This is a genomic window from Micromonospora sp. NPDC005806, from assembly GCF_042871425.1.
Taxonomy (GTDB): Bacteria; Actinomycetota; Actinomycetes; order Mycobacteriales; family Micromonosporaceae; genus Micromonospora.
The window spans coordinates 214,269-226,173 of record NZ_JBIAIL010000008.1; the positions used below are offsets into that span (position 1 = coordinate 214,269).

The window sequence follows — 11,905 nt, forward strand, 5'->3', positions numbered from 1 at the left end:
AGATGGATCACCCCCGAGAGCTCACCGTCGAAGCGCCCCGCACCTGGGACCGCCCGGTCGTCTCCGTGCCGGTGCTGATCTGCCTCTCCCTGGTCGGCGGGCAGCTGCCGTCCTTCTCCGCCCAGGCCAATCTCTACACGCTCGGCACCGGTGGAGCGCTGATCTGGATCGGCCTCAGCAACCGGGTGCCCCGGCGGCCCGCCCCGCGCCGCCTCGCCGCCGGCGCGGTCTGGTGGCTGCTGCCGGCGACCGTGTTCGGGGTCTTCGAGGGGGCGACGTTCGTGCTGTCGGTGGGGGACGAGTTCCCCACCTTCTCCCGGCTGGCCGACCCGCTGCTGGAGGACCACCTGGTCCGCTCCGCGGCCTGGTTCGCCTGGCTGGCCGCGTTCTGGGGGCTGGTCCGCCGATGATGCGCGCCCTGGCGATCGGCGGTTTCCTCACCGCGCTGGCGCTCCTCGCGGGCGTCGAGTGGGCCGCCCGGCGAGAGGGGTCGCGGATCCCGTCGCTCGGTGACGTCTGCGCCTTCGTGATGCGCTACGAGGTGGGCCCCGTGCCGGTGGGCCGGATCGGACTGTTCGGCTTCTGGTGGTGGCTCGGCTGGCACTTCCTGGCCCGCTGACCGGGTCGGCGGTGTCCGTATCCCGGGAACACCGGGCAGCATGTGGAAAATGAACGTTAACTTGGGTGCGGGGCCGGCGCTTTCCGGCGCTGGTCAGGGGCGGTGGCTCCACATCCGGTGCCGCCTCCCTCCAGGGTCAGACCGACCCGGGCTCACGCTGCCAGGCGAGCCGCTCCGGTGATCCCGGACCGCTGCCGGGCGCTCAGCAGGACCGACGGCTCCAGCGACGGCTTCAGGTCGCGGCGCGGTGCCAGACGCGCCGAGCTGAAGTCGTCGTAGCGGCGCGGCGTCAGACGCGCCGAGCTGGAGCGTCGACCGCCCGTAGGGCCACCGTGTCGGTGGTCCGCACCCTGGAAGGGAACTCCCATGGCGACCAAGCGCAAGCCGCAGACCGAGACCACCACCGACGAGGCGCGCGAGCAGATGCGCCGCGCGCTGCAGACCTCGATGGACACCCGTCAGTGACGTGGGGCCGCCGGCGGTGACGCCGGGTGAGCCGACGTCACCGCCGCACCGGTCACCCCCTTTCCCGTACGACGCCGCCGGCGCTACCGTCGCCCGGTGCGCCGCATCCTGATCGTCGGCAGCTCGGGCGCCGGCAAGAGCACCCTCGCCCGCGAGGTCGCCCGCCGGCTCGACCTCCCGCTCGTCCACCTGGACCGGCACTACTGGCGGCCGGGCTGGAACGCCCCCGCCGACGCCGAGTTCCGCGCCGAGGTCGCCGCGCTCGCCGCCCGCCCGGCCTGGGTGATGGACGGCAACTACGGCGGCACCCTGGACCTCCGCCTGCCCCGCGCCGACCTGCTGGTGCTCTGTGACCCGCCCCGGCTGCGCTGCCTCACCCGGGTGCTGCGCCGCCGCTGGACGCACCGCGCCACACCCCGGCCCGACCTGCCGGAGGGCTGCCCCGAGCAGCTCGACCTCCAGTTCCTCCGGTACATCTGGGCCTACCCCGGCCGCTCCCGGCCCCGGGTCCTGGCCGCCGTCCGCGACCTCGTCCCCGACCTCCCGGTGGTCCGCCTCCGCACCCCTGGCCAGGTCCACCGCTGGCTCGCCACCCTGCCCACCCCCTGAGCGACGCGCATACCGAGGGTCAGCGGCGGACGGTGGTGCCCTGGGCGACGCGGCGGCTGATGCGGCCGCCGCCGGGGCCGCGCAGCAGCGCGGCCACGCCGACCGCCACCGGCACCGCGAGCAGCGGCCCGAGCAGGTACGCGCACCAGGCCCGCGGCTGCCCGTACACCAGGGCCGGGCCGAGGGAGCGGAACACGTTCATCGACGCCCCGGTCAGCGGCGAGGCCCACAGCCCGGCGAGCGCCAGGTAGCCGCCGACCGCCACGGCCGCCAGCGGCCCGACGTTCTGCGCCCCGGAGGCGGTGCCGAGGATGGTGCTGATCAGGCCGACGGTGAGGATCATCTCCCAGACCAGGGCGAGCAGGGCGCCGATGCCCGGGCCGGGGAGGGTCAGGCCGGCGGTGTCGTGCCCGCCGAGCAGCCCGGCCAGCAGTCCGCCCGCCGCCACCGCCCCGGCGAACTGGGCGGCCAGGTAGCCGGGCACCCACCGCCAGGGGAAGTCCCGGCGCAGCGCGAAGGCGAGCGTGACCGAGGGGTTCAGGTGCGCGCCGGAGACCGCCCCCATGAACAGGATGATCGAGGCGAGCATCAGCCCGGGGGCGACCACGGCGGCGTTCCGGCTGACCGCCTCGGCGCCGATCCGCTGGTTCACCACGCCGGGCCCGACCGACACCAGCACCAGGAAGAACGTGCCGAGCAGTTCACCGAAGAACCGACGCCACCAGACGGGGTTGGCGCCGCCGACGACCGCGTCCCCGCTGGCCCTCATGGCCTCACCGTACGACGGCGGGCGGCCGGGCCGCCCCGGTACGCCTAGGTAAGTGCCAGCGGCGCTTGCGTCCCTTACCTGAGGCGTGCCAGGATCGGCGGCGATGAGTCAGACCGCCGTCTCCGCCACCGCCTCCGCCGCCTCGCCCCGCCGGATCGCCGGGCTCGCCCTGCCGGCCCTCGTGGTGCTCGCCGCCGAGCCGCTCTACGTCCTGGTCGACACGGCGGTGGTCGGACACCTGGGCCGCGTCCCGCTCGCCGCGCTCGCGGTCGGCGGCACGGTGATGACGCTGGCCGCCTGGCTCGGCACCGTCGTCGCGTACGGCACCACCGGGCGGTCGGCCCGGCGGTTCGGCTCGGGGGACCGGGGCGCCGCGGTGGCCGAGGGCGTCCAGGCCTCCTGGCTGGCGCTGACCGTCGGCGTGCTGGTGGCGCTCGCCATGCAGGTCGGCGGCGGCGCGCTGGCGCGTACCCTCGTCGGCGGGCCGGGCGCGGTGGCCGGCGCGGCCGCCGCCTGGCTGCGGATCGCGGCGCTCGGCGCGCCGGGCCTGCTGCTGGCCGCCGCCGGCAACGGCTGGCTGCGCGGCATCCAGGACACCCGGCGGCCGCTGCTCTTCGTGCTCGCGCCCAACCTGCTCTCCGCGCTGCTCTGCCCGCTGCTGGTCTACCCGGTCGGGCTGGGCCTGACCGGCTCGGCGGTGGCGAACGCTGTTGCGCAGACCGTTTCCGGTGGCCTCTTCGCGGCGGCGCTGGTGCGCGAGCGGGTCTCGCTGCGCCCCCGGCCCCGGCTGATCCGCCAGCAGCTCGTGCTCAGCCGGGACCTGCTCATCCGGGGCGTCGCCTTCCAGGCGAGCTTCCTCTCCGCCACCGCGGTCGCGGCCCGGTTCGGCGCCGCCGCGGTGGGCGCCCACCAGATCGCCGTACAGCTGTGGTTCTTCACCGCGTTGGTGCTGGACGCCCTCGCGATCGCCGCGCAGGCGCTGATCGGCGCGGCGCTCGGCGCCGGCGATGCCGCGGGCGCGCGCGCCCTCGCCCGGCGGCTAGCCCTGCTCGGCGGCCTCTGCGGGGTGGTCTTCGCGGTGCTGATCGCCGCCGGCGCCGGCCTGGTGCCGTCCTGGTTCAGCTCCGATCCGCAGGTGCGCGAGCAGGCCATGGTCGCCTGGCCGTGGTTCGTCGCGCTCCAGCCGATCGGCGGGGTGGTCTTCGCCCTCGACGGCGTGCTGATCGGCGCGGGAGACGTCCGCTACCTGCGCAACCTCACCATCGTGGCGGCGCTCGGCGGCTTCCTCCCGGCGATCTGGCTGGCCTACGGGCTCGACCTCGGCCTCGGCGGGATCTGGGCGGGGCTAACGTTGTTCGTGGTGCTCCGGCTGGTCGCGCTGCTAATGCGGCTGCGCTCCGGCGGCTGGGCGGTGGTCGGCGCGGTCCGCTGACCCGGCGGCTTGCCCACCTGACTGCTCGGCACGGGTTCGGCCGCGCTGCTCGGCCCGGTCGAGCCGGTGGGCCGGGTGCCCACCCGGATCTGGTGGACCGTGACCTGGCCGAGGACCACGGTCGCGCCGATGAGCGCCAGCGCGAGCAGGGCCACGAAGGCGATGCCGACCTTGCCGCGCTGCCGGGCCCAGGCCAGCCGGGCCCGTTCCCCGCGGGTCAGCGGTGTCGCCGCGTCCTGGCCGGTCATCCAGCTCGGCAGGCGTACGGAGTCGCCGCGGGTGGCGACGCCGTGCTGGCGGCGAGCGGTCGGTCCCCCGGTGCTCGGTGCGTCGGTGCTCACTCGGGCGGCGCTCAGGCCTCGCCCCGCCTGATCTTGTAGAGAAGGTAGAGCGTGCCGACCACCAGGAACGTGGCCACCACCGCGACGAACACGAAGGACACGATCGCGGAGAGCACCGGGTGCCGCTCGCTGAACCGGGTCCGATCCCGCCATGCCCAGAGCCGGCGTCGGGTCGCGGACAGCGCCGGCACCGCGTCGATCAGGTCGGAGAGGCGGCGCCCGAGCGTGCGCCGGGGCGGCTCCGGGTTGCGCATCCAGTCGGGCAGGTCGACGCGGGGGCGGTGCTGGTGCGACGGCGATGTGTTGCTCAACGGACTCCCTTGAGGGTGGCGAGGGTGGTGGCAGTCTGCCGGACCTAGGCCGGCCCGCGCGACCCCGTCCGGTTTCAGCAGGTCTCCGTGATGTCCAGGGTGCGGTCCGGGTCGAAGACCGCGTCGGGGGCCGGGTCGACCGGGCCGCCGTAGGTCGGCGTGCCGAGGCCGATCAGGCCCTTGTCGAAGGCCGTGCAGTCGATGTTGGAGCCGTACACATCCGCCGTCTCGATCCACAGCCCGTTCCCGCTGCGCGCCACCTCGGTTGGGTGCGGCACGCTCCAGACCACCGTGTCGTGCACCACGGCGACCCCGTCGCCCGGCACGGTGCTGCTGGTCTGGAAGGCGTACGCCCAGACGAAGTTGGTGGTGACCGCCAGGATCCGAATGCCGTGGGCGTCCTTGGTGGCCCGGTAGCTGATCCGCCCCTTCACCCGAGGCTGGTCGGCGGTGAGCCGGGCGCCCGGCGCCAGCCGGGTGGCGAACATGTCGGAGGTGAAATCCTTGCGCAAGTCGGCCCGGGCGGCCGGGGCGAACTGCCGGATCAGCTGCTCCGGGTCCTTCGCCGTCATGAACGAACGGTTCAGCCGGGCCGTCACCAGGGCCGCCCGGACCTTCGCCAGCGCGGCCGCCACCTGCTTCTCGCTGAACGGGCCGGTCCGCTTCGCCGCGGGCAGGGTGATCCCCGCCTGCGCCTCGGGGAACGCGGCGGCTGGGGTGCCGTCGAACGGGCCGGCCGCCGGGGGCGGCGACGCCGAGCTGACGGCCTGCTCACCGGGCGGCTGACTGATCGTCGGGTACGCCGCCGGCGGCTCGCCCCAGCGCTGGACGCCCCGGTAGCCGGCGGCGCCGACGAGCCCGAAGAAGGTGAGCAGCAGCAGCGCCGCCGCGCCGCCGAGCAGCTTGACGGAGTGCCGGCTCAGCCAGATCCGCCAGCGGTCGGCGGGGCTCGGCTCGGCGTCGAACTGCGGCTGGCGCAGCCAGTCCGGGATCGTCCCCAGCCCGTCGGCGGGTGCCGTCCACGGATCGGGCCGGCTCGGCGGATCGGGGTGGCGCGGCGATTCGGGGGTCGGCCCGTGGTCGATCATCTGGTTCCCAGGGACGGTGTGGCGGGGCACTGCATGATCGCACCGGCGCAGTCATCGCGCTGCCCCGTCGGGGCCGTCCCGCCGCCCCGTTTCCGGTCCGCCTCAGCAGGTGTCCGGGCGGTCCAGCGTCGTGTCCGGGTCGAAGACCGCGTCCGGGTCCGGGTCGGCCGGACCGCCGACGCTGGGCCCGCCCAGGATGAGCAGGCCCTTGTCGAAGGCCGGGCAGTCGATGTTGGCGGCGTAGGAGTCGGCGTCCTCGATCCACAGCCCGTTCGAACTGCGGTCGACGTCGTCGGGATGCGGCACGCTCCAGACCACCGTGTCGTGCACCACGACCACCCCGTCGCCCGGCACCGTACTGCTGGTCTGGAAGGCGTACGCCCAGACGAAGTTCGTGGTCACCGCCAGGATCCGGATGCCGTCGGCGTCCTTGGTGGCGCGGTAGCTGATCCGACCCTTCACCCGGGGCTGGTCGGCGGTGAGCCGGGCGCCGGGCGCCAGTCGGCTGGCGTACGCGGCGAAGGTGTCGGAGGCGAAGTCCCTCCGCAGGCTGGCGCGGGCGTCCGGGGCGAACTGCCGGACGAACGGGTCCGGGTCCGTGGTGGTCATGAACCGGCGGTCCAGCCGTGCGGTCACCAGGGCCGTCCGGACCTTCGCCAGCGCGGCCGCCACCTGCTTCTGGGTGAACGGACCGGTCCGCTTCGCGGCCGGCAGGGCGATCCCCGCCTGCCCTTCGGGGAACGCGGCGGCCGGGGTGCCGTCGAACGGGCCGGCCGCCGCGGGCGGCGACGCGGACGTGCTGGCGTGCGCGCCGGCGGGCGGGCTGATCGTCGGGTACGCCACCGACCGTCCGCCGGCCTCCGGCATCGACACCAGCACTGCGCCGCCGACCACCCCGACGAACGCGAGCAGCAGCAGCGCCGTCGCGCCGCTCAGCAGGCTGCCGGAGTGCCGGCTCAGCCAGCTCCGCAGCCGGTCGCCGCGGCTCGCGTCGGCGTCGACCTGCGGCTGGCGCAGCCATTCCGGGGCCGTCCCGGGCCCGCCTCCGTGGCCGGACGGCGGGCCGGGGTGGCGTGGTGGTGGGGTGTTCTGCCCGTTGTCGGTCATCGCGGCCCCCGGGTGCACGAGTGGGCGAGGTGTCACCGATTGTCACACTTCGTCGCGCGGCGCGGTATCCCCCGCCCGGCCCAGGACCGGGGTCTGGCAGGCTTGGCGGTCGTGAGCACAGACGGTCTGATCGTGGTCGACAAGCCTGGCGGCATGACGTCGCACGACGTGGTGGCGCGGATCCGGCGGCTGGCGCGGACCCGGCGGGTCGGGCACGGCGGCACGCTGGACCCGATGGCCACCGGGGTGCTGGTGATCGGCGTGGGCCGGGCCACCCGGCTGCTCACCTACGTGATCGGCGCCGGCAAGAGCTACACCGCCACGATCCGGCTCGGTCAGGCCACCGTCACCGACGACGCCGAGGGCGACGTGATCGCCACCACCCCGACGCTCGGGGTCACCGACGACGCGGTCCGCGCGGCGCTCGCCGCGCTGACCGGCGAGATCGACCAGGTGCCGAGCGCGGTCAGCGCCATCAAGATCAATGGCCAGCGGGCGTACAAGCGGGTCCGCGAGGGGGAGAGCGTCGAGCTGCCCGCCCGCCGGGTCACCATCTCCCGGCTGGACGTCCTGGCGATCCGCCGGGACACCCCCGACGTGGTGGACGTCGACGTGGACGTGACCTGCTCGTCCGGCACGTACATCCGGGCCATCGCCCGGGACGCGGGCCTGGCCCTCGGGGTCGGCGGCCACCTGACCGCGCTGCGCCGGACCGCGGTCGGCGGCTTCGCCCTGGCCGAGGCGCTCACCCTCGACGAGCTGGAGCAGCGCGCGCCCGACGTGGTCAACCTGCCGCTGGACGCGGCCGCCGACCGGTTCTTCCCGCGCCGGGACGCCACCGCGGCGGAGGCGAAGGTCCTCTCCCACGGCGGGCCGCTGGACCCGGCCGGCATCGCCGGGCCGTACGCGGTCTTCGGCCCGGATGGCGGGCTGATCGCTATCGTCAGCGAGCGGGACGGCCGGGCCCGCGCGGAGATCGTGCTGGCCCCGGCCTGACGGCGGCGGCGCGGAGCACGTGGCGAGCAGGGGAGGAGCAGGAATGCAGCGGTGGCGGGGGTACGAGGCGGCGCCCGGGGGCTGGGGGCGGTCGGTGGTCACCATCGGCGTCTTCGACGGGGTGCACAAGGGCCACCAGGCCACCATCGGCCACGCCGTGGCGCGGGCCCGGGAGCTGGGCGTCAAGTCGGTCGTGGTCACCTTCGACCCGCACCCGGCCGAGGTGGTCCGGCCCGGCTCGCACCCCGCGGTGCTCAGCGAACCGGCCCGCAAGGCGGAGTTGATCGAGGCGCTGGGCGTTGACGTGCTCTGCGTGGTGCCGTTCACCCCGGAGTTCTCCCGGCTGCCGGCCGAGGCGTTCGTGCACGACGTCCTCGTCGAGCACCTGCACGCCGCGCTGGTGGTGGTCGGCGCCAACTTCCGCTTCGGGCACCGGGCGGCCGGCGACGTGGCGCTGCTGGAGCGGCTGGGCCGCACCTTCGGCTTCGGGGTGGAGGGCGGGCCGCTGGTCGCCGAGGCCGGCACGGTCTTCTCCTCCACGTACATCCGCTCCTGCGTCGACGCGGGCGACGTGGCCGCGGCGGCCGCCGCCCTCGGGCGCCCGCACCGGGTGGAGGGCGTGGTGGTCCGCGGCGACCAGCGCGGCCGGGAGCTGGGCTACCCGACCGCCAACCTGCTGACCCACCGGTACGCGGCGGTCCCCGCCGACGGCGTCTACGCCGCCCGGCTGGTGCGCCGGGGCGGGGAGCCCCTCGCGGCGGCCGTGTCGATCGGCACCAACCCGACCTTCTCCGGGCGGGAGCGGCGGGTCGAGGCCTACGCGCTGGACTTCACCGGCGACCTGTACGGCGAGCGGCTCGCCCTGGACTTCGTGGCACACCTGCGCGAACAACGGACGTACGACTCGATCGAGCCGTTGGTGGCCCAGATCGCCGAGGACGTCGAGCGGACCCGCCGCGCGCTCGGTTGAGCCCCCGCCGGTCCGACTCGGGCGGCGTCGCGCGCCCTTCACCGGGTGGTTCCCCACCGGGCTGGTAGTCTGGCGGGGACGTCGGCTGACCGACGTGGGGCCTCGCGTGCCTGCACGACGCCGCGGGTGCGAGGAACCGATCCGTCCACCGGTCGCTCTGACCGATCCGGGCGGACCTCATCGAACGACCCACGAAATAGGGAGAACATGGCGCTCGACCAGGAAGCCAAGGCCAAGATCCGCGCGGAGTACGCGACCGCCGAGGGCGACACCGGTTCGCCGGAGGTGCAGGTCGCGGTCCTCACCAAGCGGATCGCCGAGCTCACCGAGCACCTGAAGGTGCACAAGCACGACCACCACAGCCGCCGTGGGCTGCTGCTGCTGGTCGGCCGTCGCCGTCGGCTGCTCAACTACGTCCAGAAGAAGGACATCAACCGCTACCGGTCGCTCATCGAGCGGCTCGGCCTGCGCAGGTGACCTGACGGGGGAGTGGCCGCTCGGCCGCTCCCCCGTTCCGGTACCACAGAAAGAACCGGGCCACGCGACCACCTGACAGGAGCCGGTCGGCGTACCGGTCTCCGGTAGTGGCCCCCGGGCACCCCGGCATCCGCCGGTCACCCGGGCGCTTCGATCGAAGACCGGCCGTCTGAGCAGCTCCCGCGTCGTGGGCCCCCGATGCGAAGGAGCATTGCCGCACCATGACCGAGAACACACTCGGCACCGAAGCCCGTACGGCCGTCATCGACAACGGCTCGTTCGGCACCCGGGAGATCACCTTCTCCACCGGTCGGCTGGCCCGCCAGGCCGCCGGCTCCGTCATCGCCAAGCTCGGCGAGACGGTCGTCCTCTCCGCCACCACGGCCGGCAAGCAGCCGCGGGAGCAGTTCGACTTCTTCCCGCTGACCGTCGACGTCGAGGAGCGGATGTACGCCGCGGGCCGCATCCCCGGCTCGTTCTTCCGCCGCGAGGGTCGCCCCAGCGAGGACGCCATCCTCACCTGCCGGCTGATCGACCGGCCGCTGCGCCCGTCCTTCGTCAAGGGCCTGCGCAACGAGGTCCAGGTCGTCGAGACCGTGCTGGCGCTCGACCCGCAGCACCCGTATGACGTGGTGGCGATCAACGCCGCCTCGATGTCGACCAAGCTCTCCGGCCTGCCGTTCTCCGGCCCGATCGGGGCCACCCGGATGGCGCACGTCGACGGCCAGTGGGTCGCCTTCCCGACCTACGAGGAGCTGGAGCGGGCCACCTTCGACATGGTGGTGGCCGGCCGGGCCCTGCCGGACGGCGACGTCGCGATCATGATGGTCGAGGCCGAGGCCACCGAGCACACCGTGAAGCTGGTCGCCGGCGGGGCCACCGCCCCGACCGAGGAGGTCGTCGCCAGCGGCCTGGAGGCCGCCAAGCCGGCCATCCGCGAGCTGTGCCGGGCGCAGAGCGAGCTGGCCGAGGTGGCCGCCAAGCCGACCGTCGAGTTCCCGGTCTTCCTCGATTACCAGGACGACGCCTACGCGGCGGTGGCCGAGCTGGCCCGCGCCGACGTCGCCGAGGCCCTGAAGATCGCCGGCAAGCACGACCGCGAGGAGGCCCTGGACCGGATCAAGGCCAAGGTCGCCGAGGAGCTGGGCCCGCGCTTCGAGGGCCGGGAGAAGGAGCTCTCCGCCGCGTTCCGCTCGCTGACCAAGGCCGAGGTCCGCGGCCGGGTGCTGCGCGAGCAGGTCCGCATCGACGGCCGCGGCCTGCGCGACATCCGCCCGCTGACCGCCGAGGTCGGCGTGCTGCCGCGGGTGCACGGCTCGGCGCTCTTCGAGCGGGGCGAAACCCAGATCCTGGGCGTCACCACGCTGAACATGCTGCGCATGGAGCAGTCGCTGGACACCCTCTCCCCGGAGAAGTCCAAGCGCTACATGCACAACTACAACTTCCCGCCGTACTCCACCGGTGAGACCGGCCGGGTCGGCTCGCCGAAGCGGCGCGAGATCGGCCACGGCGCCCTCGCCGAGCGCGCGCTGATCCCGGTGCTGCCGTCGCGCGAGGAGTTCCCGTACGCCATCCGCCAGGTCTCCGAGGCGCTCGGCTCCAACGGCTCCACCTCGATGGGTTCGGTCTGCGCCTCGACGCTGGGCCTGCTGTCGGCCGGTGTGCCGCTGAAGGCGCCGGTCGCCGGCATCGCCATGGGCCTCATCTCCGACGAGGTCGAGGGCAAGACCCAGTACGTGACGCTGACCGACATCCTCGGCGCCGAGGACGCGTTCGGCGACATGGACTTCAAGGTCGCCGGCACCCGGGAGTTCGTCACCGCGCTCCAGCTCGACACCAAGCTCGACGGCATCCCGTCGGACGTGCTGGCCGCCGCGCTCCAGCAGGCGCACGAGGCCCGGCAGACCATCCTCGACGTGATGCAGTCCGCGATCGAGGCGCCGGCCGAGATGTCGGACTACGCCCCGCGGGTCACCACCGTCAAGATCCCGGTCGACAAGATCGGCATGGTGATCGGCCCGAAGGGCCAGACCATCAACGCCATCCAGGACGAGACCGGCGCCGAGATCTCCATCGAGGACGACGGCACCATCTACGTCGGCGCGACCAACGGCCCGTCGGCCCAGGCCGCGGTCGAGCGGATCAACGCGATCGCCAACCCGACCCTGCCGAAGGTCGGCGACCGGTTCCTCGGCACCGTCGTGAAGACCGCCGCGTTCGGCGCCTTCATCTCGCTGCTCCCGGGCCGCGACGGCCTGCTGCACATCTCCAAGGTGGGCGACGGCAAGCGGGTCGAGAAGGTCGAGGACTTCCTCAACGTCGGCGACAAGGTCGAGGTGGAGATCGCCGACATCGACCAGCGCGGCAAGATCTACCTGGACAAGGTCCGCCCGGAGGGCGCCGAGGCGCCGGCCGCCGGCGAGGCCGCCGGTGGCGAGCGTCCGGCCGGCCGCGACCGCGGCGACCGCGGCCCGCGGGACCGGGGCGACCGGGAGCGGGGCGACCGGGAGCGTGGCGGCCGGGGCCCGGAGCGGGGCGAGGGCGGCGAGGGCGGCGGCGACTCCCGCCCGCGTCGTCGGACCCGGCACAGCTGATCCACCGCCGGCCGGGGGGGGGCGGGGGGGGGGGCCCCCCGGGGGGGGGGGGCCCCGCCCCCCCGGGGGGGCCGGGGGGGGGCCGGCGCGGGGGGGGGGGGCCCCACCCCCCCCGCCCCCCGCCCGC

The 11,905-nt window shown here is 74.6% G+C and carries 12 protein-coding genes; 8 read left to right on the plus strand and 4 right to left on the minus strand.

Features of this window, described 5'->3' with window-relative positions; all coding sequences use genetic code 11:
* Nucleotides 1-2: 2 nt before the first annotated feature.
* From ACFYOS_RS12230 to ACFYOS_RS12240, 3 genes are all read left to right on the plus strand, one after another.
* Nucleotides 3-410: a hypothetical protein gene (locus tag ACFYOS_RS12230; RefSeq protein ID WP_387139075.1), complete on the plus strand. Its 408-nt coding sequence runs from the start codon at nucleotides 3-5 to the stop codon at nucleotides 408-410.
* Entirely contained in the window at nucleotides 410-619 is a 210-nt protein-coding gene (locus ACFYOS_RS12235) for a DUF6186 family protein (RefSeq protein WP_387139145.1), read from the plus strand. Before ACFYOS_RS12230 ends, ACFYOS_RS12235 begins: the two co-directional genes overlap by 1 nt.
* A gap of 561 nt (nucleotides 620-1,180) precedes the next feature.
* A complete protein-coding gene (locus ACFYOS_RS12240; RefSeq protein ID WP_387139078.1) occupies nucleotides 1,181-1,693 on the plus strand; it encodes an adenylate kinase in 513 nt (170 codons plus the stop codon).
* A gap of 19 nt (nucleotides 1,694-1,712) precedes the next feature.
* On the opposite strand, the gene ACFYOS_RS12245 is transcribed toward ACFYOS_RS12240, so the two are convergent.
* Nucleotides 1,713-2,462, minus strand: a complete 750-nt coding sequence (locus ACFYOS_RS12245) for an MIP/aquaporin family protein (protein ID WP_387139081.1) — start codon at nucleotides 2,460-2,462, stop codon at nucleotides 1,713-1,715.
* A 103-nt stretch (nucleotides 2,463-2,565) separates the two neighbouring features.
* On the opposite strand from ACFYOS_RS12245, the gene ACFYOS_RS12250 reads away from it, so the two are divergent.
* Nucleotides 2,566-3,894: an MATE family efflux transporter gene (locus ACFYOS_RS12250; RefSeq protein ID WP_387139083.1), complete on the plus strand. Its 1,329-nt coding sequence runs from the start codon at nucleotides 2,566-2,568 to the stop codon at nucleotides 3,892-3,894.
* Between the two features lie 352 nt (nucleotides 3,895-4,246).
* On the opposite strand, the gene ACFYOS_RS12255 is transcribed toward ACFYOS_RS12250, so the two are convergent.
* From ACFYOS_RS12255 to ACFYOS_RS12265, 3 genes are all read right to left on the minus strand, one after another.
* Nucleotides 4,247-4,546, minus strand: a complete 300-nt coding sequence (locus ACFYOS_RS12255; RefSeq protein ID WP_387139086.1) for a hypothetical protein — start codon at nucleotides 4,544-4,546, stop codon at nucleotides 4,247-4,249.
* Nucleotides 4,547-4,620: 74 nt separating this feature from the next.
* Nucleotides 4,621-5,634: a hypothetical protein gene (locus ACFYOS_RS12260; protein WP_387139089.1), complete on the minus strand. Its 1,014-nt coding sequence runs from the start codon at nucleotides 5,632-5,634 to the stop codon at nucleotides 4,621-4,623.
* A 102-nt stretch (nucleotides 5,635-5,736) separates the two neighbouring features.
* The gene (locus ACFYOS_RS12265) at nucleotides 5,737-6,741 is read right to left on the minus strand and encodes a hypothetical protein (protein ID WP_387139092.1); all 1,005 of its coding nucleotides are present in this window, start codon (nucleotides 6,739-6,741) and stop codon (nucleotides 5,737-5,739) included.
* Nucleotides 6,742-6,852: 111 nt separating this feature from the next.
* Here ACFYOS_RS12265 and truB point away from each other — a divergent pair, with 111 nt between their 5' ends.
* The 4 genes from truB (at nucleotide 6,853) to ACFYOS_RS12285 (ending at nucleotide 11,778) form a co-directional block, all read left to right on the plus strand.
* Nucleotides 6,853-7,737, plus strand: coding sequence for a tRNA pseudouridine(55) synthase TruB (gene truB, locus ACFYOS_RS12270; RefSeq protein WP_387139095.1), 885 nt, complete (start codon nucleotides 6,853-6,855; stop codon nucleotides 7,735-7,737).
* A 43-nt stretch (nucleotides 7,738-7,780) separates the two neighbouring features.
* Nucleotides 7,781-8,707 (plus strand): bifunctional riboflavin kinase/FAD synthetase, encoded by a 927-nt coding sequence (locus tag ACFYOS_RS12275; RefSeq protein WP_387139098.1) that lies wholly within the window; start codon nucleotides 7,781-7,783, stop codon nucleotides 8,705-8,707.
* 207 nt (nucleotides 8,708-8,914) lie between these two features.
* A complete protein-coding gene (gene rpsO / locus ACFYOS_RS12280; protein ID WP_043962418.1) occupies nucleotides 8,915-9,184 on the plus strand; it encodes a 30S ribosomal protein S15 in 270 nt (89 codons plus the stop codon).
* 221 nt (nucleotides 9,185-9,405) lie between these two features.
* Nucleotides 9,406-11,778, plus strand: a complete 2,373-nt coding sequence (locus ACFYOS_RS12285; RefSeq protein WP_387139101.1) for a polyribonucleotide nucleotidyltransferase — start codon at nucleotides 9,406-9,408, stop codon at nucleotides 11,776-11,778.
* Nucleotides 11,779-11,905 lie beyond the last annotated feature (127 nt).